The following is a 25,076-nucleotide window of genomic DNA, read 5'->3' as shown; positions in this document are numbered from 1 at the left end:
GCTCGCGCGCGCCCTGAGTGCGGCGCACCTCGCGGTGCAGGCGGTCGCGGGTGAACTCGGTCACCAGCTGCTGCCCGAAGCGGATAGCGCTGACGTGGCCGGAGCCGTAGTGCAGCCAGGCCAGCTTTTGCTCGCCGGGCAACGTCAGGCCGGTCAGGTTGCTCAGGGCATCCCACTCGTAGCCCACCGCGCCGTTAATGCCGGACTCGCTCAGCACGCGCCCGGCGGCGTCGTGGCGGTATGCGATCTCATCGCTTTCGATACCCAGGGCAACGCCTTCGGCCGTGGGCGTGCGGCGGATGCGGGTAATCTGGCCGCTCAGGTCGCGGAAGTAGCGGTACTCCGCGTGGCGCTGTGTGCGCCCGATCAGCAGCCCGCTGTCGTCATAGCTGAACTGCTGGACGCGACGGGCGATACCGCCGTCAGCGGCAGGCCGTCCGTTTTCTTCGAGCGCGCAGAGGAACCCTCGCGCGTCCCATTCCATATAGCGCACGGTCTCATCCGGGCGCGTTTCGCTGAGCGGGCGGCCCACGGCGTCGTAGGTGAACCGGTATTCCGCCCCATTGCCGTTATCCAGTCGCAGCAGGTTACCGCGCGGGTCGTAGCGCCACTGGCGCACGCGGCCAATACGGTCGGTGAGGCTGACCGGGAGGCCGAGCGCGTTGTAGGCCCAGCTAACCTCGCTTTCCAGCGGGTCGCGCCAGCCCGTGAGCTGGCCGCGTTCGTTCCACACCAGCGACTCGCGGCTGCCGTCCGGATGGATCACGACGCTCAGCAGCCCGGCACGACTCCACTCCCGGCGCGTGATATTCCCTTCCGCATCCTCGCTGGCAATCAGCTGCCCGAATCGATCGTAGGTGAAGCGGGTCACGCTGCCGGAGCAGTCGGTGCGCTGCGTCAGCAGCGCCTGGTGGTTCCAGACCAGGCGCACAACGCCACCTGTGGCGTCGGTGATGCTCTCAGGCAGGTTTTCTTCATCGTCAGGATAGCCATACGCGGTGGTGCTACCGGCCGGATCCGTTTCCGACAGCAGGCGACCGCGAAGGTCGTACATGGCCTGCGATGAGGTGCCGTCCGGGTACACCGTGCGGGTGATGCGGTCGGTCAGGCGATGCCAGTGGTACTCGGTGCGGCGGCCCGCCGGGTCCGTCTCGCTGGTCATGCGGCCGTATTTGTCCCACGTGCTGCGGCGCATTGCGCCGCCGGGCAGAATAACGTCGCAGAGCTCGCCGTCGCGGTAAACAAACGTCGTCTGGCGACCGTCGTAATCCGTGAAGCGCGCGACGTTGTCGTCGTCGACCAGCCAGTGCGCCTGGGCGCCGTCATCGCGGATAGCACGGCGGATGCCATTTTCAAAATCGTATTCGAACGCCAGCTGTTCGCCGCCGCTGTGGCGGAAGCCGACCACGCGCGGCAGGCCGTCAATCTCCCGCCAGCGGTATTCGCTCAGCAGGCCGTTGGCGTCCTCATGGGCGCTCATCAGCCCGTCCTGCCAGCGGAAGCGTCGGCGCACGCTACCGCCCCGGCCGGTCACGGAGACCAGCTGGCGCTGTTCATCATAAGCGTAACTGACCAGGCAGATCTCGTCATCCAGCCATGCGCCGACGAGCCTGTCACGGTCGTAGCGGCAGACCACGCGCTGGCTCGCGCTGTCGGTCAGGGCATGCAGGGTATGATCCGCATTCCACTCGAAGAGGATATCGTTGCCGCAGGGTTCAGAGATGCGCTGAAGCAGTGACGGAGCATCATCCCGCAGCGGCGCATAGTGCCAGCGCTCGCCGCTGACGTCATACACCGACCAGCTGTCGTCAGAGTGATGTTCAAGCCAGTTTTTTTCGCTTTCGCAGTAGGTGCGCATCCCTTTCGGGACCTTCGGGAAGGCGACGTAATCGCCGGACGGCGCGCGCCACACCAGGCCGTCCTGGTAAGGCTCCAGGCGGCTTTCCCAGAACAGGCTCCAGCCGCGGCCCAGCACGCTGTCGCCGGGGTTGCCGCTGCGCCAGTAGCGCTGCCAGCGCACCGGAAGGCGGGAAGGAAGGACGAAGTCCAGCTCATCATCCCCGCTGAGAAATTTTTGTCCGCTGACGATATCCACCGGGCGGGCGATGATCCCTGCGGCCGCCACGCCTGTCATCAGCGTGCCGGCGCGACAGGCGATACGGGCCAGCTTATTGATGCCGGGGATTTTGCCCAGCAGCTTAGAGAGCGCCCCGACTTTACCAGCGGCACCGCCCCACCCGCCGATAAGCCCGGCAAACAGCAGGGTAAGATCGGAGACTTTGTAGAGCCACTCGGGGACTTCAGACTGAATGGGGAGGGTTTGCTGCGGGTCGCCGCCGATAATGACGTTGTCCGAACCGGTCATCACCTTCGCGTCGCAGGTGGTGCGATCCCCGATGCGTGCCGCAGGCAGGCCGTTGATAGAGACCCGCGAAGAGCCTTCGGCCATCTGCTGCGAGCCATCGTCAGAGCACTTCACCGCGCTGTCCGTGGCCATGGCGGCGGGTTTACCGTTGATAAACACGTTGGGCGAGCCGGAGGTGATGACGCCTTTCTTCGTCATGCTGGATGCCCCGGCGTCCGCGATGCTGTCCCGGGCGGCGGTCGCCAGCTCCCCGGTGTAATACCCCACGGCCAGGCTGGCGCCGACGAGCAGGACGCCCACGCCAAGACAGGATGCACCAAGTCCGGCAATAAACATGGCCCCCGCCAGAATGCCCCCGGCGGCGGCAATCAGGCCGCCGACAATCGTTCCGGCAATCATCCCGGCCAGCGCACCGGAGTGGCCGATATCATCACCAACGCGTGCTGCTTCAAACATAACAACTGTCCCTGGTGTTAATGGTGGAAGCGGAAGCTCCTGAGAAGACCGCCAAACAGCGTGCTGTCAGCATCGCCCAGCGCGCGGGTGCAGGTCATGGTGAACACCAGAATGTTATTGCTGTCGACGTTAAATACGGCCTGCTGCTGCCATATGCGTTTCCCGTCGCGCAGGTAGGTAGCATGAACGGTTTCACCCTGTAAAAGATCGTCACCCAGCGTAGCGGCGCTGCGCTCACCCTGCTTCCAGCCCTTGATGTGTTTTTCCATCAGGGCGAGCTGGCGATCGATATACGCGGCAAGCGCTTCACCGGCGTTGAGAGCATCGCGGGAGATGTTGAACGCCGGTGCATCCGCAGCGGGCGGCGCAAATACGTTGACGGTACGATCCTGATATCCCTCAGGAAAAGAGATCAGTCCTTCACTGAAAAGGCACTGCGAATGTTGTTCTGACATTGAGCGGGTCCCACCACATATTTTCAGAAGCGGTAAGTTTCGCATATGTGTTTAAGGCTGACTATCCCCAGATTATCGCCCCACCGCCACGCTCGCCGACAGCCCCGCCACCAGTTCAACCCCCTCCGGCAACCTGTCGATATGAATACGCACCGGCACGCGCTGCGCCAGCCGCACCCAGCTAAAGGTAGGCTCGACGTCGGGCAGACCCAGCCCGCCCGTCTCGTCGTTGCTGTCCCCAATCCCGTGTCCGATGCTCTCCACGTGCCCCGTGATGACCGGCTCGTATCCCATCAGCACAACCTGCGCAGCATCCCCAACGCGAATATGGCGCAGCTTGGTCTCTTCAAAGTACCCCACCACCCAGAAGCTGTGGGCATCGACGATGGCGACCTTTGTCTCCCCCGCCGTCGCGTAGTCTCCGGGCCGCAGCCGCAGGTGCGTAACGTACCCCGAAACCGTCGCACGGACGGTGGCGTGCGCCAGATTAAGCTCAGCCAGATCCAGCGCGGCCAGCGCGCCGTGATAATTGGCCGCCGCGACGTTCGCCGCGCTGCCGGTTTGCTGCAAATCCTCGCCGGAGATGGCGTTTTTAATCAGCGTGCGGCGATGGGCCGCGTCCTGGCGCATCAGCATCTCATGGCGTTTCGACTCCACATCAGCCTGCGCGCTTGCCACCGCCAGCTTGAGCCAGCGCGGATCGATGGTGTAAAGCACATCGCCCCGATTCACCCACTGGTTATCCCGAACGGCCACGCTGATGACGGGCCCGGAGACGTCCGGCGCAATCTGCACCACGTCCGCACGCACGCGCCCGTCGCGGGTCCACGGCGTTTCTGCGTAGTGTTTCCACATCTTAAAGGCCAGAAGCGTAGCCGCCGCGACGGCGCTTAACGTCAGCGCATAGCGAGCCAGTAAAGAGAGCAGTGATTTCATGACAATAACCCCAACGCGGTCAGGCCCTGCATCAGCAGGAAAAAGGTGACAATCCAGGTTGAAACATCCATCAGCGGGCGAAACGGCAAGCGCCGGTAGCCCCTGCTAAGAGAGAAAAGCGCGACGAGGCTTAGCGTACAGACCAGCGCCGCGAGGGCGACCGTCAGCAACCCCGGGATAAAAACCCCGCCGATATTGAGATCGTTAACCATGGTCTGGCTCCCGTAATGCACAGTGCAGATCCACCAGCCTGAAGACAAACTGGCGCGTATGTTCATCTGCCGCAGGCAGATGGCTCTCGACAAGGGTGACGATGCGTTCCCGTAAGGCGTTGCGGTCTGCGGCGTTTATCCTATGAAAAAGTGCGTCAACCTCCCTGCCGGGCGGTGCGTCACTGCGGCGTAAATGCATGACCGACAGCCCCAGACGCAGCGCATGTAACAGCCGATCGAGCGCCTGCTCTGGCGCGCGCTCGCTGCGCTGCAGCCGCGGCAGCAACAGGGCGGTTCGGTCCATCATCAGGTTGATCCAGTGCGTTTCGTCAACCCGCAGCGTGCCCTTCACGCTGCGGCGAATGTCGCGCTGACAGAGGTTCAGCAGACGCGTGATGGCACCATCCGCCTGCACGGTTTGCAGCAGGCTCATGCTGATAACGGCAAAGCCGGTCGCGGCAAATAGCGCGATGGCGGTGTTGGCCGCAACGGCGAAGTCTCCGCTGTAGTGCGCCCCCAGCTCGCACAGAATGGGCAGCGTCAGGGTGATGCCCATCGCCATAAACGTGGTCGGTGGACGCGCCTGAAGCGACCCGGCCAGCAGATACGCAGGAGCCAGCACCGCCACCAGCACCGGGAAATCGCTCACCAGCGGCAGCAGCGCAAAGCTGTAGAACAGGCTAATTACCACGCCCCAGAACGAGCCAATGATGTATTTCACAATGTGGGGGGCCGGGGTGTCGAAGCTGCCAAACAGCGTGCAGCAGACCCCCAGGATAGACACCGCCGTACCGCCATCCGGCCATGCTGAGAAGATCCAGACCAGACAGCCGCTCAGGATGATGGCGAAAGCCCCCAGCGCCGTGCGGGCTGCGGTAAGAGGATCGCGGTGGAAAACGTAGCCTTTCGCCGCGCGGGTTTGCCTCTCCCCAAAGACGGGTTTGGCGTGGAGGATGGCCCCGGAAAGACGCTCGCACTGCTGCAGAAGCGCGATCGCCTCCGCGAGGTAGCGGATAAAACTGACCAGCCGCGCGTCGTCAAACGTCTGCGCCAGCGCGGCATACCGATCGATGAGAAGCGCACAGCGGAGCCGCAGCGCCTCTGCCGTACTGCTGAGGCTAGCGCCTTCACCGGCCACCCAGGCCTGAACATCCTCCAGCAAGGCCTGCACGTCGGCGGGCAGGGTTCCGATCGTTGGCATGCGGTCGTGTAGTTCACAGTTGACGATAACGAGCCGCGCCAGCCGGTCGTGAATCGCTTTTCTGGCCTGCCGCACCGGGGCGGAGAGGGCAAAATCGTACGGAATATGGTGGCTTATGCCCTGCAGGAACTGCAGCGCCAGGGCCAGATACAGCGGGCCGGAAGCCGCATCGGGCTTGCCCGCTAAGGTATCCGCCACCCGCTCGCGCGTGGCCTGTAGCGTCTGGGATAATTTAGCGTTGAACAGCCCTGATACCCGCGCGGGCAGCACGTAGCGGTGAATCAGCGCCGCGCAGAAAATCCCGATCGCGATCTCCTGCACGCGGACAATGGCGACGTTAAAGATGCCGCCGGGATCGGATACCGCGGGAAAACCAATCAGGCTCGCGGTGTAGCCCGCCAGCACAAAGGCATAGGCCCGGGGCGTGCGCTCCAGCAGGGAGAGCCACAGGCAGAATACGATCCAGCCCGTCAGCACCATGCTGCACAGGATCGGCGTATTCGCGAAGGTGGGCACAATCAGAACGGTCGCGCTGGCCCCGACAACCGTACCGGCCAGCCGGTAGAGGCTTCTGCTGAGCGATGCCCCGACCGACGTCTGCGACACGATGTAAACCGTAATAATCGCCCATGAGGGGCGTTCGAGGCCGATAGACAGCGCGATGTAATAAGCGAGCATCGCCGCGGCGAAACTCTTTGCGGCGTAGATCAGCGCCCCCGCGTCGTTTTGCAGCGCGGCGGGCAGGCGCACGGGATAAGAGAGGACGTTTTTCATGCCGGAATTATTACCGGCTTGCAGACCCGCTTAAATACTCTATTCTGTCAAAAAATACCTGAATGTTGCCAGAATCGTGAAGCCTCAATCTGCTACTACGCTGTATGACCCTGACTCTAGCGCCTCTCCTGCCGTGGCGCGTCATCTGGACTTCGTGGACTACGCCGCGGAAGTGCCGGTACACACCCACCGCAAGGGGCAGCTGATTATTGCCCGCTACGGCGCGGTCAGCTGTTATGCGGAAAACGATATCTGGATCGTGCCGCCAGACTGCGCCGTCTGGATCCCAGGGGGGATCCCGCACAGCGCCAAAGCGACCTGGAACGCGCATCTGAACTATCTGTTTATTGAGCCCGGCGCGGCGACGCTGCCGGAGAGATGCTGCACGCTGGCGATCTCGCCGCTGATCAAGGAGCTGGTCGATCGCCTAACCCGCGAGGGCGTTGATTATCCGCCCGACAGCCATGTCGCCAGGCTAATCAGGGTCACGCTTGATGAGCTTGCCAGCATGCCGCAGCAGAAGCTGAGCCTGCCGGTCTCAACCGACCCGAAAATTCGCGCCATGGCCGACGCGCTGGTCAGCCGCCCTGAGGACCGAAGCCCCCTGAAGGAGTGGGCGAAACGGCTTGCCCTCAGCGAGCGTTCGTTTGCACGCCTGATGCAGCGCGAGACCGGGCTGAGCTTCGGGCGATGGCGCCAGCAGCTGCATTTGATTATTGCCCTACGGGAGCTGGCAAGCGGCGTACCGGTCCAGAACGTGGCGACAACGCTCGGGTACGAATCCGTGAACGCCTTTATCACCATGTTCCGAAAAGCGATGGGCAGCACGCCCGCGCATTACTTTGCCGAACGGAAAAACAGCGGCCGTTAACCCGGCCCCTCGCTCCCCGCCGCCAGCAGCGGCACCACCACGTCGCTGATGGGTACCGCAATGCCGTGCTTGCGGCCGTAGCGCTGGATCACGCCGTTGCGGATGTCCCACTCCATCGGACGGTTGGCCTGACGGTCCGCCAGGATCGACGTGCCGAGGTCCTCAGGGGCACGCTGGAAGTTCGCCAGAATCTCCTGCGCTACGTCATCGTTCAACTTCGCCCCTTCCGCGCGGGCGACAGTAAGCCCCTCGTGCAGGTAGGCCAGTGAAAGTTCGCTGATATCCTCGCGCCTGAACATCCCGGCGCGGCGGTTGGCCAGCACCATCAGCCCGGCGACCGCGTTTTGCAGCAGCTTGCGCCAGGCGACGGTGGCGAAATCTGCCGAGAGTGCAACTTCACAGCGCGTACCGCGAAGCGCCTCCACCACCCGCTGCGCCTGCGGCATGTCCGGCAGCGTCAGGCGCGGCTTCGCCCGCAGCCAGACGGAGGCATCCGGCTCGCGCTGCGCCGGGAACCAGACCACCGACGGCAGCACCGTCGCGCCACTGACCAAAGGCTCAAGCTGAGCTTTCTGCTCAACGCCGTTTTGCAGGGCGCAGACCATCGTATTTTCATCGCACAGCGCGCGCAGCCACCCGGCGCTGTCGGCATTTTGCGTCGTTTTCACCGCGATAAACACGAGGTCCACGGGGCGCGCGATGGCTGTCGGATCGGTTAATACCGGACCGGGCACCACCGTTTCACCCTCATCGTGGCGCAGGCGTAACGCCGCATGTGCGGTCCGTCCGCAGAGCAGCGGCGTGCGGCCAGCATCATGCAGTACCGCGGCAATGGTAGTACCAATCGCACCCGGTCCTATCAGCGCAATCGTTGGATAGTCAGACATGAGTCACTCCCCTTTTGCTAAGCCTGCTATCAGTTATACCACCCTGAGACGAGTGCGCCACACCCGTTGTCTATACTCAACATTCACAGACAACGGAGTGCGCCATGCCTTTACCCGATTTCAAATCCTCTGAACCGTTCACCCTTGGCATCGAGCTCGAACTGCAGGTGGTTAACCCGCCGGGCTACGATCTGAGCCAGGACTCCTCCGCGCTCATCGCCGCCGTCAAAGACGACATCAAAGGCGGTGAAGTCAAACACGACATCACCGAAAGCATGCTCGAAATCGCCACCGGCGTGTGCCAGACCATCGACCAGGCGGCGGCGCAGTTCTCGGTGATGCAGCAGAGCATCCTGCGCGCCGCGGCGGAGCAGCACATTCAGATCTGCGGCGGCGGGACGCATCCGTTCCAGAAATGGCAGCGCCAGGAGGTGTGCGACGACGAGCGCTATAACGTCACGCTGGAGCGCTTTGGCTATCTGATTTTGCAGGCGACGGTATTCGGTCAGCACGTTCACGTCGGCTGCCGGACCGGGGATGACGCGATTTACCTGCTGCACGGCCTGTCGCGCTTTGTGCCGCACTTTATCGCCCTGGCGGCAGCCTCGCCGTATATGCAGGGCACGGACACGAAGTTCTCCTCGTCGCGGCTCAACATCTTTTCAGGGTTCCCGGATAACGGCCAGATGCCGTGGGTCAACAGCTGGCAGGAGTTCGAGGGGCTGTTCCGCCGCCTGAGTTCCACCAGCATGATCGACAGCATCAAGGATCTGCACTGGGATATTCGCCCCAGCCCGCATTTTGGCACCGTGGAGGTGCGGGTGATGGATACGCCGCTGACGCTCGGCCACGCGATTAACATCGCTGGACTTATTCAGGCGACGTCCCACTGGCTGTTGACCGCGCGGCCCTATAAGCATCAGGAACGGGATTTTCTGCTGTACCGCTTTAACCGTTTTCAGGCCTGTCGCTACGGGCTGGAGGGGATCCTGACGGACGTGCATACCGGCGAGCACAAAACCGTGGCGGAAGACATCGCCTGGCTGCTGGAGCAGGTGGCGCCGTCGGCCGAGAAGCTTGGCGCGACGAGCGCAATTAATGAAATTGCCCTGCTGTTAAAGCAGGGCAAGAGCGAGGCGCAGCGCATGCGGGAGTTTATCGCCGACGGCGGCTCGCTTATTTCTCTGGTGCAGAAGCACTGCGAGCTGTGGGCGACGAGTCCGTAAGGCCGTGGCCCCACTCCCGCAGGCGCTGGAACAGCACGAACAGCGCCGGGATAAACAGGATCCCCACCACGGTCGCCACCAGCATGCCGCTGAACACCGTGGTGCCGATGATGCTGCGGCTCTGGGCACCCGCCCCGGTCGCCAGCATCATGGGCAGAACGCCGATAATGAACGACACGGCGGTCATCATCACCGCGCGGAAGCGGCGCGAGGCCCCTTCCCGCGCGGCATCGACAATCGCCATTCCGTCCATACGCCGCGCGCGGGCGAACTCCACGATAAGAATCGCGTTCTTGGCCGCTAAAGCGATCAGCAATACCAGACCAATCTGCACGTACACGTCGTTGGCGTATCCGGCCATCCACAGCCAGACCAGCGCCCCGCCGATGGCGAACAGCACCGAGAGCATCACGCTCGCCGGGAGCGTCCAGCTCTCGTACTGGGCGACGAGGAACAGCCACGCCATCACCACCGCCGCCAGCACGATCCAGATCGCCTGATTGCCGGTCTGCTGCTCCTGATACGACATGCCGCTCCAGGCGTAGTCGTATCCGGCCGGCAGGCTCTCCGCCAGAATCTCACCCATCACCGCCATCGCGGTGCTGCTGCTCACCCCAGCCGCTGCCGAGCCGCTCACCGACACCGACGGGAACTAGTTGTACTGCTGCAGGAACGGCGCGCCGACGGTCGGCGTGATGGTGACGAGGTTGCTCAGGCGCACCCGCTCGCCGCTGTTGCTGCGCACGAACAGCTCGCCGATCTGCTCTGCGCGCTCGCGCCACTGCATCTCGTTCTGCATCACCACGTGGTAGACGCGGTTGTTGATGCTGAAATCCCCGGCGCGCGTGCCGCCAAAGGCGGTTTGCAGGCTGCTGAAGATGCGCGATACCGGCACGTCGAGACGCGCGGCGCGCTCGCGGTCAACGGTCAGCGTCAGCTGCGGCACGCTGCTGCTCCAGGTGGTGAACACGCGGCTCAGCTGCGGATGCTGGTTAGCTTTCGCCAGCACCTCGCGGGTGACGCGCTCCAGCTCCGCCGGGCTCTGCCCCGCCTGGGCCTGGATGCGCAGGTCAAAGCCGGAAGCGTTGCCCAGCCCCGGCAGCGTCGGCGGGGCAAAGGTCATGATGGTTGCTTCCGGCAGCGCCAGCAGCTGGCGCTGCAGGGTACCCATCACCTCCTCCAGCGGCGGGCGCTCGCTCCAGTCCTTCAGCATGATGGAGATAAACCCGCCGTTGGAGGCGCTGGTGCCGTTGAGGATGTTAAACCCGGAGACCTGAATCACATCCTCCACCGCCGGATTTTTGGCGATCAGCTCCCGCGCGGTGGTCATCACCGCTTCGGTACGCTCCAGCGAGGCCGCTTCCGGCAGCTGGACGCTGGCAAAGAAATAACCCTGATCTTCCTGCGGCAGGAAACCTTTTGGCATCGACGTAAAGCTGAACAGCACGACTGCCGCCGCGCCTGCGGTGGCCAGCAGCGCCAGCCACGGACGCAGGTTTAAGACATTCACGATGCGGGTGTAGAAACCGCGCGTGGCGTCCAGCCCGCGGTTAAAGGCGCGATAAACGGCCGCTGGTTTCTCCGGGCGCGGACGCAGCAGCATCGCGCACAGCGCGGGCGTCAGGGTCAGCGCCACGAGGCTTGAGAGCGTCACGGCGGTAGAGAGCGTCACCGCGAACTGGCGATACAGCTCGCCGACAATCCCCGGCAGGAGCGCCACCGGCACAAACACCGCCAGCAGCACCAGCGTCGTCGCGATCACCGGTCCGGCGATCTGGCGCAGGGCCAGCGCGGTCGCCGCCGTGCGGCTCTGCCCTTCCGCCATCAGCGTTTCGACGCTCTCCACCACCACGATGGCGTCATCCACCACCATGGTCAGCGCCAGAATAATGGCGAACAGGCTCAGCGTGTTGGCGGAGTAGCCGAGCGTATAGAGCACGGCAAACGTCCCCACCAGCGACACCGGAATGGCGAGCGCGACAATCAGCGTGGCGCGCCAGCTTTGCAGGAACAGGGAAACGACCACCACAACCGCCAGCATGGTGAGCGCCAGCGAGACGCCGATCTCTTTAATGGTCGCGGCGACAAAAGAGGTGGTGTCGAATTTCACCTCATAAACCAGGTCGTCCGGGAAGCGCGTTGAGAGGCGTTCCAGCTCCGCGCGTACTGCATCGGCCACGCGCAGGGCGTTGGCGGACGGCGTCGGGTAGATACCCAAATAGGCGGAGTCATGCCCGTTCAGCTGCGCGCCGGAGCTGTAGCTGCGCGAGCCGAGCTCGATGGTGGCGATGTCCTTCAGGCGCACCAGTTGGCCCATCTCCCCGGCGCGGATGATAATGTCGGCAAACTCTTCGGCCTGGCTTAAGCGCCCCAGCCCGTTGATGGTCAGGGTCTGCTGCTGGCCGTTAAACACCGGCGGCGTGCCCACCTGACCCGCCGCGCCCTGTACGTTCTGCTCGCGCAGCGCCTGCGCCACGTCATCGGTGGTGACGTTCAGGGCGTTCATGCGGTCCGGGCGCAGCCAGATGCGCATGCTGTAGTCGCGCGCGCCGAACATCTGCACCTGCCCCACGCCGGGCAGACGCGACAGCGCCTCGCGCACCTGGGTGCTGGCGTAATTGCTGACGAACAGCGGCGTGTGGGTGTTATTCGGTGAGTAAAGACTTACCCCCATCATCAGGTTGGTGGCCCGCTTGCGCACCTGCACGCCGTTTTGCTGCGCCTCGGTCGGCAGCTGCGCCACGGCCTGCGCCACGCGGTTTTGCACGTCGATGGCGGCAAGATCCGGATCGGTGCCCGCCGCAAAGGTAATGTTCAGGCTGTAAGTGCCTTCGTCCGAACTGGTGGACTCCATGTAAAGCATATGGTCCACGCCGTTCAGCTGCGTCTCCAGCGGCGTGGCGATGGCCTCCGCCACGTCAGCGGAGCTGGCACCGGGCCAGCTGGCAGAGACGTTCACCACCGGCGGCGTGATCTGCGGGTACTGCTCCACCGGGATAATCCTCAGCGCAATGGCCCCCAGCAGGGTGATGACCAGCGCAATCACCATCGCGAAGCGCGGGCGTTTGATGAAAAACGTCAGCATGATGGCTCCTTAATTCAGTATCTGGACAGCAGCGCCGGGCTGCACGCGCTGCGCGCCGTCAGTAATCGCTCGCTCACCGGGCTTCACGCCAGAGGTGAGCTGGAACTGCTGGCTAATCTGACCAGCCACGTTCAGCGGGCGCATTTCGGCGTTGCCGTCGGCATTAACGACCCAGGCAAAGTAGCCGTCGCCGTTCTGCTGGACCGCGGCGGCGGGCAGGGTCAGCACCGGCTGTTCACTTGCCGGGCGCAAAAACACGTTCACATTGCCGCCGGGCAGCAGCTGATGGCGCGGATTGGCAAACTCGGCGCGCAGCATCACGCTGGCGGTACGCGGGTCAACGCGGTTATCCACTGATGTCAGCTCGCCGCTGACGCGCTGGCCGTTGCTGTCGATCAGCGCCTGCCAGGCACGCTTCATGGCATTGATATCCGCATGCTGTCCGGCTTTGGCGGCAAACGCCCCCTCTTCCAGCGCAAAGGCGATGCGGATCGGATCGAGCTGCACCACCTCCACCAAAACGCCGCTCGCCGGGTTGATCAGGCTACCCACGTGGAAGCTGCTGTGCCCCACGCGGCCGTCAATCGGCGAGGTGATACGGGTGTAGCTCAGGGTGACGTTGCGGGCTTCGAGCCGGGCCTTCGCCTGCTCGAGAGCGGCGCTGGCGACGTCGCGCTGCATGCGGGCGTTGTCCACGTCGTGACGGCTGATGGCGTTGCTGCTGCCGAGACTTTCAAAGCGGGAAAGCTGCTGCTGCGCCTGGCGCAGCGTGGCTTCGGCGCTTTTCACTTCGGCCTGCGCCAGGCGCAGGGCGGCGCGCGGCTCGGAGTCGTCCAGCTCAAACAGTACGTCGCCTTTTTTCACGTACTGCCCGTCGCGGAAGTGGATTTTGGCAATCGCGCCTTCCGTTCGCGCCCGTAGCTCAACGGTGTGAATGGCTTCGATGCGGCCCGGGATCTGGCGCTCGGCGGCGTGGGCGGTCTGCTCCACGGTGGCGATGCGCACGGGGATGGCGGCGGCGAATACGGGTTGCAGGGTACTGACAAGGAGTGCAAACAGGACCGGGAGTTTCATGGGAGTACCTCAGCGTTGTTTCCCCTCACCCCGGCCCTCTCCCCAAAGGGGAGAGGGAGAAAACCGAGCCCAAGGGAGAGGGTTAGGGTGAGGGGTAAGGTTTTCGTTATGCAGCCTTACGGAACCTGCGGGTCAGTCGCTTCTCGATTTCGACGACGAAGAACATCACGCCTGCAACGGTCAGGGTCACAAACCAGTAGCGCAGCGGCAGGGCTTCGGTGCCGAACAGCATCTGCATAAACGGCAGGTAGATAATCGCCGCCTGGAGCAGGAACAGCACGCCCGTCACCAGCCAGATCCCTTTGTTCGCCAGCAGACCGCGGTTGAGGGAGAACCCTTCGGTGTTGCGGCAGTTAATCATGTATACCCACTGGGCGCAGACCAGCATCTGCAGCAGCACGGTGCGGATGAACTCCGCGCTGTGGCCGCGCGGAGCCAGCCAGGCTTCCAGCGCAAAGGCGGCGATGGCAATCATGGTGCCGACGAAGGCCACGCGCCAGACGGCGTAGGCGTCCATCACGTGCTGCCCGGTCTGACGCGGCGGACGGCGCATGATGTTGCGCTCGGCGGCCTCAAAGGCCAGGCCGAAGGAGAGCGTGGCGGAGGTGGCCATGTTCATCCACAGAATCAGCACCGGCGTCAGCGGAATGATGTTCCCCGCCAGCAGCGCAATCACAATCAGCAGCCCCTGCGCCAGGTTGGTCGGCATGATGAACAGGATGGTCTTCTTCAGGTTGTCGTAAACACGACGCCCCTCTTTCACCGCGCTGGCGATGGTGGCGAAGTTATCGTCCGTCAGGACCATGTCCGCCGCCTCTTTGGTCACTTCCGTGCCCTTGATGCCCATCGCGATGCCCACGTCAGCCTGACGCAGCGCCGGGGCATCGTTCACGCCGTCACCGGTCATGCCGACGATTTCACCTTTGTCCTGCAGCACTTTCACCAGGCGCAGCTTATGCTCCGGGCTGGTACGGGCGAAGATGTCATACTTCACCGCGGCGTCCGCCAGCGCGGCGTCGTCCATCTTCTCCAGCTCGTAGCCGGTAACCGCCTGCTCGCTGTTGGTGATCCCCAGCATCTGGCCTATGCTCATCGCCGTCTGCGGGTGATCGCCGGTGATCATCTTCACGCGGATCCCCGCCTGCTGGCAGGCGTTAATCGCGTCAATCGCTTCCGGACGCGGCGGATCCATCATCCCTGCGATGCCGAGGAAGATCAGGCCGTGGCTCAGGTCATCGTGCGTCAGCTCCTGCTCGCCGTTCGCCGGCCTGAACGCCGCGGCGACCATGCGCAGCCCCTGACGCGCATAGCGCTCCATCTCGCTTTCCCAGTACGTGCGGTTGAAGGCTTCCGCACCGTTGCGGGTCTGCTGCTGCGCGCAGAGGGCGAAAATCACGTCCGGCGCGCCGGTGATCAGGATCTGCTCCTCACCGTCAATCTGGTAGTGGGTGCTCATGTACTTATACTGCGAGTCGAACGGGATCTTATTCACCAGCGTGGTCATCACCGGCTCAAGGCTGGCCTTCGCCGCCAGCACCTTCAGCGCGCCCTCGGTCGGCCCACCGGTGATGCCCCACAGCCCGCGATCGTCCTGAATCAGCTGGCTGTCGTTACACAGGTCGATGGTACGCAGGTACTGCTCCAGCACGGTGCCCGGCTGGATCTGCACCGGCTCGTCGCTGCCTTCCAGGTAGATGTTGCCCACCGGCTCGTAGCTGTTACCGTCCACGCGGTAGCAGGCGTCGGCGGTGATGATGGCTTTAACCGTCATCTCGTTCATGGTCAGGGTACCGGTTTTATCCGAGCAGACCACGGTCATCGCGCCCAGGGTTTCAACCGTCGGCAGCTTGCGGATAATCGCCCGCTTGCGCGCCATCGCCTGCACGCCCAGGGAGAGGATGATGGAGATAATGGCCGGCAGACCTTCCGGTACGGAGGCGACCGCCAGGCTAATCAGGGAGAGCAGCAACTCGCCCATTGGGATTTCGCGGAATACCAGGCTGAAGACAAACAGCGCGGCCATCATCGCCAGAATAATGGCGAAGATCGCTTTACCCAGCTTGTCCATCTGCACCAGCAGCGGCGTACGGTGCTTTTCGATACCCGCCATCATCTGGTTGATGTGGCCGAGTTCCGTATCCTGACCGGTCGCGGTGACCACACCGATGCCGCCGCCCGCGCTGACGGTCGTCCCGGAGAAGACCATATTGGTGCGATCGCCCAGCGGTAATTCGCCGCTCAGCGGATTAACGTGTTTATCCACCACGGTGGATTCACCGGTCAGAATCGCCTCTTCCACACGTAAATTATGCGCTTCAATTAAACGCATATCCGCCGGAATACGATCCCCCGCGCGTAATACAATAATATCGCCCGGGACTATTTCAGTTGTGGGGATTGTTTCATGGTTGCCGTTACGAATAACGCGCGCCTCGCTGGCGAGCATATTACGAATACTCTTCAGGGATTTTTCCGCGTTACTTTCCTGAATATGACCAATTAAAGCATTGATTACCGCCACGCCCAAAATAACCAGCGTATCAACCCAGTGGCCCATTACTGCCGTTAATACGGCGGCGGCCAGCAGGACATAAATCAGCACATCATTAAAATGGGCCAGGAAACGCAGCCAGGCGGGTTTGCCTTTTTTCTCCGGCAGCGCGTTCGGCCCTGTTTTTTGCAGACGCGCCTGCGCCTCTGCACGGTCCAGACCGCTGGCCTGGCTCTGCGCGTATGCAAGCACCTGCTCTACGGTCTGCTGGTATGCCAGCCCGCCGGAAGGCGGCATGTTCGGAATCACTTTTTTTTCAGTCATCGTATTTTTCCTTCAATTTCCGGTGAACAGAAGCCTGAATTCCTTTCGGGCTTAAATAAATTCATTTTAAAGTCTTGCGGGTAAAATTGATCTACCGCAATATAATGACTTCTCGGTTATTCAAAACTGATTAAAACTATTTCGATGACCTGATTTTTACAAAATATTTCTAAACCAATACTAAACGAGGGGGAACCATGTGGGGTATTTATCGCGGGCGCAGACTGGTGTTATACGTTATCGCGGCCATTGTTATTGCCACGTTAATTGGTTATAGCACCTATACATTTGTAAAATTATTTTCCTGATGCGGACGTTTATTTACATAACGCGATATTAATATAAACGCCGGGTCGTATGTTGTTATTAATTCGCAGTAATAATGTCTTTGTTTTATTCAAAAAGGCCAGCGGGGCTGATATTGCTTTACGTTACAGAATGCCGGACAATGACATTTTTAACTGACGATTAACATTACGATGAAACACCCGCTAGAATCGCTGCTCACCGCAGGCGGCATTTTATTGCTGGCCCTGCTTTCGTGCCTGCTGCTCCCTGCACCTTCGCTTGGGCTGGTGCTGGCGCAGAAGCTGGTTCAGACCTTTCATATGGTCGATCTTAACCAGCTCTATACCATTCTGTTCTGCGTGTGGTTTTTACTGCTCGGGGCGATTGAATTCTTCGTGCTGCGTTTCGTCTGGCGACGCTGGTTTTCACTCGCGTCCTGAGCTCACAAAAAAGCCGGGTGGCGGCTACGCCTTACCCGGCCTGCACGCGACAGGTTAATGTGTCTGGCTATGGTTCTCTTTACGGTACGCACCCGGCGGCTGGTTGAACGTACGGGTGAAGATGCGGGTAAACGTCTGCTGCGAGTCAAACCCGTAGCGCAGGCAGATGTCGTACACCCGGGCGTCGGATTCTCGCAGATCGCGCGCCGCCAGCAGCAGCTTACGTTCACGAATATAACGCCCCAGACTCTCCCCTTTGTACTGCATAAACAGCCGCTGCAGGTGCCATTTCGAGTAACCCGCGTGACGGGCAATCTCTTCTATTCGTAATGGCTGGTGCAGATTGTCGTCGATCCATTCGACGATAGTGTCGATGACTTGAGCGGAAATGGTCATACTGCTGTCCCCCTCTGCTTCTCGCTTAAACATTATTCCCACCACGCACGAAAGGTTTGTGCGCTGTCGCTTACCCGGACGGGCTCGCCCAGTTCCGGCGTCAGCAACCGATAATTTTTATCCTTGCTGGCTTTTGCCAGCTGGATCAGCGGATCGTTCCAGGCGTGTTTCGCCAGCACGAAGCGTCCGTTATGTCCGGGCACCACGGCTTTCGCGTTCAGATCCGCCGAGGCCTGCGCCGTTTCCTCCGGCAGCATGTGGATGTACTTCCAGTCCTGGTCGTACTGGCCGTTTTCCATGATGGCGACGTCCACTTCGCCAAACTGTTCACCGATGGCCCTGAAGTGCGGGCCGTAACCGGAATCTCCGCTGTAGTAAACCTTCTGCTCTGGCGTGACGAACATGAAGCTGCCCCACAGGGTGCGATCGCGTTTGATGCCGCGACCGGAGAAGTGACGCGCTGGCAGAACGTGCACCGTCAGCGCATCGCTGATGCGTACCGACTGGTTCCAGTCGCGCTCGTCAATAATCTCGGGCTTCATCCCCCAGTAGCGCAGGTGGGAGCCCACGCCCAGCGGCGTCACCACCCGCTTCACCTTCGGCAGTAGCGCCTTGATAGTGGCGTAATCCAGATGATCGTAGTGATCGTGCGAGATAATCAGCAGGTCGATCTCCGGCATGCGTTCAGCACGCCACGGATACTCGCCGGCAAAGGCCTTATTGAGGAACGAAAACGGCGCGGCATAGTTGCCAAGCACCGGGTCAATCAGGATGCGTTTGCCTGCGAGCTGCAGATACCACGAAGAGTGACCGAGCCACACCAGGGTGTCCTGCTCCAGCGGCAGGCTCGCAAGATCGGTTTTCACCAGCGGTAGCGGCTGGGCCGGGCGGGCGTTTTCAGTTTTTTTAGTCAGAAACTCCCACATCGCGACCAGCATATTTTTGTCACCGTTATATCCCGGCGTCGGCAGCGTATTGTGGAATTTCCCCTCGCGATACTGTGGGGAGGCCTCCACTTCAGTGAGACGTTCACCCTGCGGCGGCTGGCCGAATCCGGCATTCAGAACAAACGGTAAACTCGCGGCTGAAGCAATAATCATGATTAACACCACGCAGATGAAGAGAGGTTTTTTCATATCCTGACCCGAAAACGCGCCCCATCCGATAGCGTGCGCAGGGTAAACTTGATTATGAGTGAGTAAGCACTCATTATAGATATGATGATAAAGTCGTCAAGACGTTTTCGATCTTTGACATTCCGCGTTGCAGCGTGTCAAAGCACGTGTTTCAATCAGGGTTTTTACAATTGACAGGAGGAAAAATTTAGTGGCACGTCCGAAGAGTGAAGATAAAAAACAGGCCTTACTGGAAGCCGCAACGGCGGCGTTTGCACAGTCAGGTATTGCCGCCTCAACGGCGCTTATTGCCCGTAAGGCGGGCGTCGCCGAAGGCACCCTGTTCCGCTACTTTGCTACGAAAGACGATCTGCTGAATGCCCTCTATCTGCATCTGAAGCAGGATCTCTGCCAGACCATGCTGGCAAACCTCGATCGCACCATCACGCTGCCTAAAGAACATACCCGCAATATCTGGAACAGCTATGTGGACTGGGGTATTCGTAACCCCGTTGCACATGCGGCGATCCGCCAGATTGGCGTCAGTGAAAAGCTGAGCGTCGAAACGGAACAGGCGGTGAAAGAGATGTTTCCGGAGCTGCATGAACTCTGCCGCCGTTCGGTGCGTCAGGTGTTTATGTCTGATGAATTTAAAACGTTTGGCGATGCGCTTTTCTTATCGCTGGCCGAAAGTACGATGGAATTTGCTACCCGCGATCCGTCCCGCGCCGTTGAGTTTAAAGCGCTCGGCTTTGAGGTGATGTGGCGCGGGCTTGCCCAGGAAGAGAGCGATGGACAGTAAAACGTTGCAGGAGCACGCAAAACGCGTGGCGCTGGAACTGCCATTCACCGAACACTGCTGGCCGTTTGGGCCGGAGTTTGACGTGTTTAAAGTGGGCGGAAAAATTTTCATGATTGTGGCCGTCGCGCACGGGCGTCCACACGTCAGCCTGAAGTCAGACCCGGAGAAATCGCTGTTAAATCAGCAGATTTATCGCGGCGTTGAACCGGGCTATCACCTCAACAAAAAGCACTGGATTTCCCTTTACGGCACTGACGACGTGACGCCGGAACTGGTTACCGACCTCATCAATGATTCCTGGCATCTGGTGGTGGATAAACTGCCGAAAAAAGACCAGAAGTGGATCCGGCCGGTCTGATTGTTCGTCTGAGACGAACAGATTAAACGCTCGAATTGCCCTTATCTTTTTCCCCGTCCCGCTGTAATCTGCTCATCTTTCGCGCCCGCACGCGGGCGAATTTCATCATCAGGAGTTGTTATGGATATCATTTCTGTTGCGCTGAAACGCCACTCCACCAAGGCGTTCGACGCAAGCAAAAAACTGACCGCTGAAGAAGCGGAAAAAATCAAAACCCTGCTGCAGTACAGCCCGTCCAGCACCAACTCCCAACCGTGGCACTTCATTGTGGCCAGCACCGAGGAAGGAAAAGCGCGCGTGGCGAAATCCGCGGCAGGCACCTATGTGTTCAACGAACGCAAAATGCTGGATGCCTCTCACGTGGTGGTGTTCTGCGCGAAAACCGCGATGGATGACGCCTGGCTGGAGCGCGTTGTCGATCAGGAAGAAGCCGATGGTCGCTTCAACACGCCGGAAGCCAAAGCCGCGAACCATAAGGGCCGTACCTACTTCGCCGACATGCACCGCGTGGATCTGAAAGATGACGACCAGTGGATGGCGAAACAGGTTTACCTGAACGTCGGCAACTTCCTGCTGGGCGTGGGCGCAATGGGCCTGGACGCGGTACCGATCGAAGGTTTCGACGCTGCGATCCTCGACGAAGAGTTTGGCCTGAAAGAGAAGGGCTTCACCAGCCTGGTGGTGGTGCCGGTTGGGCATCACAGCGTGGAAGATTTCAACGCCACGCTTCCGAAATCTCGCCTGCCGCTGAGCACGATTGTGACTGAGTGCTAATCAACACGGGCCGCTCTGTGCGGCCCGTTACGCTTTACTGATGACTAACCTGCGATGTGGATGCACGTCGCGATCGTATCCCCAGGCAAACGCAATCCAGCGCTCCTCCAGCTCGGCGTATGAACTCACCGGTGTTAAGTGCCACTCTTCACCTACCGTACCGTCCGCCACGCTTATCCGATAATTCATGCTGAACGCCCAGTCGATCATGCGTAACCAAAACCGCTGTCCGTCACCGGTTTGTTCGCTGTCAGAAACCACAATGTCGTATTCGCTTAGCACCCACTGGAAGAAGGATTGGGGTAATCCACTGATTACCCGCTGATGGACAGCGCGTGGCGTACGCCAGACCATAACCTGTGTCGCAGCCCCGTGGGGAAAGGTAATTTCTTTATGAAACGTCAACTTAACGGCATACGCCGTATAGGGTTTTCCGTCGTCGGTGGTGACGAGACGATATTCATCACCGTAGCGCGATTTTAACAGGCGATATCCCACCGGCAGCATAAATCCGGGCAGATGAAAATCCACCGTGCCCCGCGCAAGAAACGCTTCAGTATGTTCCACGTTGCGGGAGATAAGGCCTAATTTTTGGCTGAAATCTGCGGAATCAATCATCAGTGGCGACATGGTGGTTTCTCATGGCGTGAGTATAGACGACTTAACACCTCATCGAAATGATGTCGATTCAGTCGACTGGCTAAGTTAAACCCACCTTACACCTGTCTCATCCACTTAGCAGAATCGGCTCTTACTCCCTGAAAGCCCCTCGCAAAAAAACTATTTCCCCTGCGCCGCCAGCCACGCCATCGCCCGCTCCCCCGCCTCATCTACCGGCAGATACACCAGCAAACGCGACCCGTTTCGCGGCGCGGAATACCAGTACATCTGCTGCAGCGTAAACTCCCCCAGCTCGGGATGGGTAAACAGCTTGAGCTGATTCTCCACGCCGCGCACGTCGTTACGCTGGTGCCACAGGGTTTTAAACTCTTCGGACACCGCAAAGAAGCGCGCCAGTTTGGCTTCCCACAGCGGGTCGCCCCGGTGCTCGGCCATCGCCGCGCGGAAATAGGAGACAAAAATGGGCAGCACGTCGTCGCGTCTGCCAAGGCGCGCGCGCCACGCCGGATGCGTGAGGAACAGGTAAATACAGTTGCGGTCCTCCGGCGGGATTTCATTGAAATCCACACCCATCAGGTGGCCGAAGCTGTCGTTCCACGCCACGATGTCGAAATTGGGCTTCTGGATACTGGCAGGTTTTGGCAGCAGGGTATCGAGCAGGCGGCGTGTGCCCTCGCTGATGCCCTCGCAGCAGACCGCCTGCGGCGCTTCACCCGGCGGCAAACCCGCTAACACAAACAGATGCCGGGCCTCGGTCGGGGTACATTGCAGCGCTTTTGCCACGGCCGCCATCACCGCGCTGGACGGATTGACGTCCCTGCCCTGCTCAAGCCAGGTGTACCAGGTTACGCCCACGTCAGCGAGCATCGCCACCTCTTCCCGGCGCAGACCGGGCGTGCGGCGGCGACCGCTGCGCGGCAGGCCTAAGCGCTGCGGATCGAGGCTTTCACGCCGCGCGCGTAAAAATGCCCCCAGCTGTTTTCGGGTGTCATCCTGAAGTGAAACGACGGGTTCAGACATCAGCGCCATAAATCCCCCTGCATGGTAGTACCAGTACCAGTATAAGTAAGAACTGGTACCCGTTTATCTGATGGTAGATGCTACGACCATCTGTTGAATGACGCAATGGAGTTACCATGAATACGTCAGTTGTTTCACCGGGTCGCGCTGGCCTGATATTGCTGTTAACCGGCCAGATGCTGCCGATGATTGATACCTCAATCACCAACGTGGCGCTGGACGCCATTACCCATTCACTGCACGCTACCGCCACCGAGCTGGAGCTGATCGTCGCGCTCTACGGCGTGGCCTTTGCCGTCTGCCTCGCGCTCGGCAGCAAGCTGGGGGATAATTTTGGCCGTCGCCGTCTGTTTATGTGGGGTGTGGCGAGCTTTGGTCTGGCCTCGCTGCTGTGCGGAATGGCGGGGAACATTGAACAGCTGCTCGCCGCGCGCATCGTTCAGGGCGCGGGTGCCGCACTGATCATGCCGCAAATTCTTGCCACGCTGCACGTGACGCTGAAAGGTACGGCGCATGCAAAAGCCATCAGCCTGTTCGGCGGCATCGGCGGGATTGCGTTTATCGTCGGGCAGATGGGCGGGGGCTGGCTGGTGTCGGCGGATATCGCCGGGCTGGGCTGGCGTAACGCCTTCTTTATCAACGTGCCGATCTGTCTGGTGGTGCTGGCGCTGAGCCGCCGCTTCGTACCGGAAACCCGTCGCGAGACGCCGTCACGCATCGACTGGCCGGGTACCGTGTTGCTGGCCATCATGCTTTGCTGCCTGCTGTTCCCGATGGCGCTCGGCCCGCAGTGGCACTGGTCCTGGCCGCTGAAGACGATGCTGCTCGCCCTGGTCCCGCTGGCCTGGCTGATGGCGCTGAATGCGCGCAAAAAAGAGCGTGAGAATGCCCACCCGCTGATCCCGCCGCGCCTGCTTGCGCTTCGCAGCGTGCGCTTTGGCATTCTGATTGCGATGCTTTTTTTCAGCGTCTGGTCCGGGTTTATGTTCTGTATGGCCCTGACCATGCAAACCGGTCTGGGGATGGCGCCGTGGCAGTCCGGGAACAGTTTTATCGCCCTGGGCGTGACCTACTTTGTGTCGGCGTGGTTCGCACCGCGGCTGATTGCCCGCTACAGCACCAGCACTATCCTGCTGACGGGTCTGGCGATCCAGATTACCGGCCTGCTGGCGCTGATCGCCACGTTCCGCGTTTGGGGCATGGAGAATACCGCCCTGACGCTGGCACCCGCCACCGGACTGGTGGGCTACGGGCAGGCGCTGATCGTGAACAGCTTCTACCGCATCGGGATGCGCGACATTCAGCCTGACGACGCGGGGGCCGCGAGCGCTATTTTAAGCACGCTGCAGCAGGCCGCGCTGGGTCTTGGCCCGGCCATTTTTGGCGCAATCTTGCTGCACGCGCTGCAAAACCATCACGGGGATTACACCCAGGCGATTAACGTCTTCCTGATGGTGGAAACGGCCATGATGGTGGTGCTGGCTCTGGCGACGCTGCGCATCCGCCATAGCCTGTGCCTGCCGGTGGTAAAGGTCTGCCAGGCCGCCAAATAAGTTCGTGAATTTGCATAATAGATCCGCAGCCGCCATTATGGGGCTGCAAAAATACAGGAGACGTTATGCAGGAATTGATTGCTCAGGTTGAAGAGTTAGGCATTGAAATTAATCACACCACCTCTTTAGTGATTATCTTTGGTATTATTTTTCTGACCGCCATCATCGTTCATTTTATTCTGCACAAAGGGGTGCTTCGCGCATTCGAAAAACGCGCGCAGGCCAGCAGCCATTTATGGCTGCAGATCATCACCCAGAATAAATTATTTCACCGTCTGGCCTTTACCCTGCAGGGGATAATTGTCAACGTCCAGGCGGTACTGTGGCTGCAAAAAGGCAGCGAAGCGGCGGAAATTCTCACTACCTGCGCCAGGCTGTGGGTAATGGTTTATGCCCTGCTCTCCTTCTTCTCGCTGCTGGACGTGATTTTCAATCTGTCGCAGAAAATGGCCACCGCGTCACAGCTGCCGCTGAAAGGGATCTTCCAGGGCATCAAGCTGGTGAGCGCCATCCTGGTGGGGATATTGATTATCTCCCTGCTCATCGGCCAGTCCCCGGCGATTCTTATAAGCGGTCTGGGCGCCATGGCCGCCGTGCTGATGCTGGTGTTTAAAGATCCGATACTCGGACTTGTGGCGGGTATTCAGCTTTCCGCCAACGACATGCTCAAGCTCGGCGACTGGCTGGAGATGCCTAAATACGGCGCCAACGGCACGGTGACGGATATCGGCCTGACCACCGTGAAAGTACGCAATTTCGATAATACGATTACGACCATTCCGACGTGGGCCCTGGTCTCCGACGCCTTTATCAACTGGAGCGGCATGTCGGCCTCCGGCGGGCGACGTATTAAGCGCAGCCTGAATATTGATACCACCAGTATTCATTTCCTCGACGAGCAGGAGCAGCAGAAACTCATTCAGGCGAAACTGCTGAAGCCTTATCTGGCCGCACGTCATGAGGAAATTAACCTATGGAATCAGCAGAACGGTGAAGGGGAATCGGTACTAAACCTGCGCAAGATGACCAATATCGGCACCTTCCGCGCCTACCTGAACGAATATCTGCGCAACCACCCGCGCATTCGCAAAGATATGACGCTGATGGTGCGTCAGTTGGCACCTGACGCGAATGGTTTGCCGATTGAAATATATGCCTTCACCAATACGGTGGTCTGGGCAGAATATGAGGAGATTCAGGCCGACATCTTCGACCATATTTTCGCGGTGGTGGATGAATTTGGGTTACGTATTCACCAGTCCCCGACCGGGAACGATATTCGCGCCCTGTCGGGGGTCATCGCCAGGTAATCTGTGTGGGCAACCGGGCGTGAAGGCAAGTGCGGTCTGGTG

20 protein-coding genes and 1 pseudogene are annotated in these 25,076 nt (G+C 60.5%); 8 read left to right on the top strand and 13 right to left on the bottom strand.

Annotated features, from left to right (window positions below):
- The 5 genes from AC0TOY_RS09395 to AC0TOY_RS09375 all read right to left on the bottom strand — a co-directional run.
- Positions 1–2,821, bottom strand: a 2,821-nt coding sequence (locus tag AC0TOY_RS09395; RefSeq protein WP_473721756.1) for a PAAR domain-containing protein, incomplete at its 3' end; no start/stop codon positions are given.
- A gap of 17 nt (positions 2,822–2,838) precedes the next feature.
- Entirely contained in the window at positions 2,839–3,276 is a 438-nt protein-coding gene (locus AC0TOY_RS09390) for a DcrB-related protein (RefSeq protein WP_473721755.1), read from the bottom strand.
- A gap of 72 nt (positions 3,277–3,348) precedes the next feature.
- Positions 3,349–4,212 (bottom strand): HlyD family secretion protein, encoded by an 864-nt coding sequence (locus AC0TOY_RS09385; protein ID WP_208763584.1) that lies wholly within the window; start codon positions 4,210–4,212, stop codon positions 3,349–3,351.
- Positions 4,209–4,424 (bottom strand): DUF1656 domain-containing protein, encoded by a 216-nt coding sequence (locus AC0TOY_RS09380; protein ID WP_024906912.1) that lies wholly within the window; start codon positions 4,422–4,424, stop codon positions 4,209–4,211. The genes AC0TOY_RS09385 and AC0TOY_RS09380 overlap by 4 nt, the downstream gene beginning before the upstream one ends.
- Entirely contained in the window at positions 4,417–6,399 is a 1,983-nt protein-coding gene (locus tag AC0TOY_RS09375; RefSeq protein WP_473721754.1) for an FUSC family protein, read from the bottom strand. The genes AC0TOY_RS09380 and AC0TOY_RS09375 overlap by 8 nt, the downstream gene beginning before the upstream one ends.
- A 76-nt stretch (positions 6,400–6,475) precedes the next feature.
- Here AC0TOY_RS09375 and AC0TOY_RS09370 point away from each other — a divergent pair, with 76 nt between their 5' ends.
- A complete protein-coding gene (locus AC0TOY_RS09370) occupies positions 6,476–7,270 on the top strand; it encodes an AraC family transcriptional regulator (protein WP_473721753.1) in 795 nt (264 codons plus the stop codon).
- Here the strand turns inward: AC0TOY_RS09370 and AC0TOY_RS09365 are convergent.
- Complete coding sequence (locus tag AC0TOY_RS09365; RefSeq protein WP_473721752.1) at positions 7,267–8,157, bottom strand: oxidoreductase; 891 nt, start codon at positions 8,155–8,157, stop codon at positions 7,267–7,269. The genes AC0TOY_RS09370 and AC0TOY_RS09365 overlap by 4 nt on opposite strands.
- A 104-nt stretch (positions 8,158–8,261) precedes the next feature.
- On the opposite strand from AC0TOY_RS09365, the gene AC0TOY_RS09360 reads away from it, so the two are divergent.
- Positions 8,262–9,383 carry a YbdK family carboxylate-amine ligase gene (locus AC0TOY_RS09360; RefSeq protein ID WP_048991429.1) on the top strand — a complete coding sequence of 374 codons (1,122 nt, stop codon included), beginning with the start codon at positions 8,262–8,264 and terminating at the stop codon, positions 9,381–9,383.
- Here AC0TOY_RS09360 and AC0TOY_RS09355 read toward each other — a convergent pair.
- From AC0TOY_RS09355 to AC0TOY_RS09345, 3 genes and pseudogenes are all read right to left on the bottom strand, one after another.
- Positions 9,334–12,468, bottom strand: a pseudogene (locus tag AC0TOY_RS09355) (efflux RND transporter permease subunit). The gene AC0TOY_RS09360 and the pseudogene AC0TOY_RS09355 overlap by 50 nt on opposite strands.
- Before the next feature lie 9 nt (positions 12,469–12,477).
- Complete coding sequence (locus AC0TOY_RS09350) at positions 12,478–13,542, bottom strand: efflux RND transporter periplasmic adaptor subunit (RefSeq protein WP_473721751.1); 1,065 nt, start codon at positions 13,540–13,542, stop codon at positions 12,478–12,480.
- 106 nt (positions 13,543–13,648) lie between these two features.
- Positions 13,649–16,357: a cation-transporting P-type ATPase gene (locus AC0TOY_RS09345; protein WP_473721750.1), complete on the bottom strand. Its 2,709-nt coding sequence runs from the start codon at positions 16,355–16,357 to the stop codon at positions 13,649–13,651.
- Positions 16,358–16,836: 479 nt separating this feature from the next.
- Between AC0TOY_RS09345 and AC0TOY_RS09340 the strand changes: the two genes are divergently transcribed.
- The gene (locus tag AC0TOY_RS09340) at positions 16,837–17,085 is read left to right on the top strand and encodes a DUF1158 domain-containing protein (protein WP_013097677.1); all 249 of its coding nucleotides are present in this window, start codon (positions 16,837–16,839) and stop codon (positions 17,083–17,085) included.
- Between the two features lie 54 nt (positions 17,086–17,139).
- Here AC0TOY_RS09340 and AC0TOY_RS09335 read toward each other — a convergent pair whose 3' ends face one another.
- Positions 17,140–17,481 carry a RamA family antibiotic efflux transcriptional regulator gene (locus AC0TOY_RS09335; RefSeq protein ID WP_010428317.1) on the bottom strand — a complete coding sequence of 114 codons (342 nt, stop codon included), beginning with the start codon at positions 17,479–17,481 and terminating at the stop codon, positions 17,140–17,142.
- A 32-nt stretch (positions 17,482–17,513) separates the two neighbouring features.
- Positions 17,514–18,617, bottom strand: a complete 1,104-nt coding sequence (locus tag AC0TOY_RS09330) for an MBL fold metallo-hydrolase (protein WP_262749373.1) — start codon at positions 18,615–18,617, stop codon at positions 17,514–17,516.
- A 190-nt stretch (positions 18,618–18,807) separates the two neighbouring features.
- On the opposite strand from AC0TOY_RS09330, the gene AC0TOY_RS09325 reads away from it, so the two are divergent.
- The 3 genes from AC0TOY_RS09325 to nfsB all read left to right on the top strand — a co-directional run bounded on the left by AC0TOY_RS09325 (position 18,808) and on the right by nfsB (position 20,530).
- The gene (locus AC0TOY_RS09325; RefSeq protein WP_045909668.1) at positions 18,808–19,398 is read left to right on the top strand and encodes a TetR/AcrR family transcriptional regulator; all 591 of its coding nucleotides are present in this window, start codon (positions 18,808–18,810) and stop codon (positions 19,396–19,398) included.
- Complete coding sequence (locus AC0TOY_RS09320; RefSeq protein ID WP_023293103.1) at positions 19,388–19,756, top strand: MmcQ/YjbR family DNA-binding protein; 369 nt, start codon at positions 19,388–19,390, stop codon at positions 19,754–19,756. The genes AC0TOY_RS09325 and AC0TOY_RS09320 overlap by 11 nt, the downstream gene beginning before the upstream one ends.
- A gap of 120 nt (positions 19,757–19,876) precedes the next feature.
- A complete protein-coding gene (gene nfsB / locus AC0TOY_RS09315) occupies positions 19,877–20,530 on the top strand; it encodes an oxygen-insensitive NAD(P)H nitroreductase (RefSeq protein ID WP_024906901.1) in 654 nt (217 codons plus the stop codon).
- Between the two features lie 27 nt (positions 20,531–20,557).
- Here the strand turns inward: nfsB and AC0TOY_RS09310 are convergent, their stop codons facing one another.
- Together AC0TOY_RS09310 and AC0TOY_RS09305 are read right to left on the bottom strand one after the other, a co-directional pair.
- Positions 20,558–21,160, bottom strand: a complete 603-nt coding sequence (locus AC0TOY_RS09310; RefSeq protein ID WP_024906900.1) for a hypothetical protein — start codon at positions 21,158–21,160, stop codon at positions 20,558–20,560.
- 150 nt (positions 21,161–21,310) lie between these two features.
- Positions 21,311–22,180: a helix-turn-helix transcriptional regulator gene (locus AC0TOY_RS09305; protein WP_061715828.1), complete on the bottom strand. Its 870-nt coding sequence runs from the start codon at positions 22,178–22,180 to the stop codon at positions 21,311–21,313.
- 107 nt (positions 22,181–22,287) lie between these two features.
- On the opposite strand from AC0TOY_RS09305, the gene AC0TOY_RS09300 reads away from it, so the two are divergent.
- Both AC0TOY_RS09300 and AC0TOY_RS09295 read left to right on the top strand, forming a co-directional pair.
- Positions 22,288–23,724 (top strand): MFS transporter, encoded by a 1,437-nt coding sequence (locus tag AC0TOY_RS09300; protein ID WP_048991438.1) that lies wholly within the window; start codon positions 22,288–22,290, stop codon positions 23,722–23,724.
- A 65-nt stretch (positions 23,725–23,789) separates the two neighbouring features.
- Entirely contained in the window at positions 23,790–25,034 is a 1,245-nt protein-coding gene (locus AC0TOY_RS09295; protein WP_024906897.1) for a mechanosensitive ion channel family protein, read from the top strand.
- Positions 25,035–25,076: the final 42 nt, after the last annotated feature.

The organism is Enterobacter sp. PL_is379 (genome assembly GCF_055817355.1).
This window is presented reverse-complemented; position numbering and strand designations above follow the sequence as displayed.

What these genes read in the sequence shown, in the direction of transcription:
- AC0TOY_RS09390 (WP_473721755.1), bottom strand. Translation starts at nt 3,276, where the DNA reads ATGTCAGAACAACATTCGCAGTGCCTTTTCAGTGAAGGACTGATCTCT.
- AC0TOY_RS09380 (WP_024906912.1), bottom strand. Translation starts at nt 4,424, where the DNA reads ATGGTTAACGATCTCAATATCGGCGGGGTTTTTATCCCGGGGTTGCTG.
- AC0TOY_RS09340 (WP_013097677.1), top strand. Translation starts at nt 16,837, where the DNA reads ATGAAACACCCGCTAGAATCGCTGCTCACCGCAGGCGGCATTTTATTG.
- AC0TOY_RS09300 (WP_048991438.1), top strand. Translation starts at nt 22,288, where the DNA reads ATGAATACGTCAGTTGTTTCACCGGGTCGCGCTGGCCTGATATTGCTG.
- AC0TOY_RS09345 (WP_473721750.1), bottom strand. Translation starts at nt 16,357, where the DNA reads ATGACTGAAAAAAAAGTGATTCCGAACATGCCGCCTTCCGGCGGGCTG.
- AC0TOY_RS09320 (WP_023293103.1), top strand. Translation starts at nt 19,388, where the DNA reads ATGGACAGTAAAACGTTGCAGGAGCACGCAAAACGCGTGGCGCTGGAA.
- AC0TOY_RS09310 (WP_024906900.1), bottom strand. Translation starts at nt 21,160, where the DNA reads ATGTCGCCACTGATGATTGATTCCGCAGATTTCAGCCAAAAATTAGGC.
- AC0TOY_RS09350 (WP_473721751.1), bottom strand. Translation starts at nt 13,542, where the DNA reads ATGAAACTCCCGGTCCTGTTTGCACTCCTTGTCAGTACCCTGCAACCC.
- AC0TOY_RS09305 (WP_061715828.1), bottom strand. Translation starts at nt 22,180, where the DNA reads ATGGCGCTGATGTCTGAACCCGTCGTTTCACTTCAGGATGACACCCGA.
- AC0TOY_RS09385 (WP_208763584.1), bottom strand. Translation starts at nt 4,212, where the DNA reads ATGAAATCACTGCTCTCTTTACTGGCTCGCTATGCGCTGACGTTAAGC.
- AC0TOY_RS09365 (WP_473721752.1), bottom strand. Translation starts at nt 8,157, where the DNA reads ATGTCTGACTATCCAACGATTGCGCTGATAGGACCGGGTGCGATTGGT.
- AC0TOY_RS09375 (WP_473721754.1), bottom strand. Translation starts at nt 6,399, where the DNA reads ATGAAAAACGTCCTCTCTTATCCCGTGCGCCTGCCCGCCGCGCTGCAA.
- AC0TOY_RS09330 (WP_262749373.1), bottom strand. Translation starts at nt 18,617, where the DNA reads ATGAAAAAACCTCTCTTCATCTGCGTGGTGTTAATCATGATTATTGCT.
- AC0TOY_RS09360 (WP_048991429.1), top strand. Translation starts at nt 8,262, where the DNA reads ATGCCTTTACCCGATTTCAAATCCTCTGAACCGTTCACCCTTGGCATC.
- AC0TOY_RS09335 (WP_010428317.1), bottom strand. Translation starts at nt 17,481, where the DNA reads ATGACCATTTCCGCTCAAGTCATCGACACTATCGTCGAATGGATCGAC.
- nfsB (WP_024906901.1), top strand. Translation starts at nt 19,877, where the DNA reads ATGGATATCATTTCTGTTGCGCTGAAACGCCACTCCACCAAGGCGTTC.
- AC0TOY_RS09295 (WP_024906897.1), top strand. Translation starts at nt 23,790, where the DNA reads ATGCAGGAATTGATTGCTCAGGTTGAAGAGTTAGGCATTGAAATTAAT.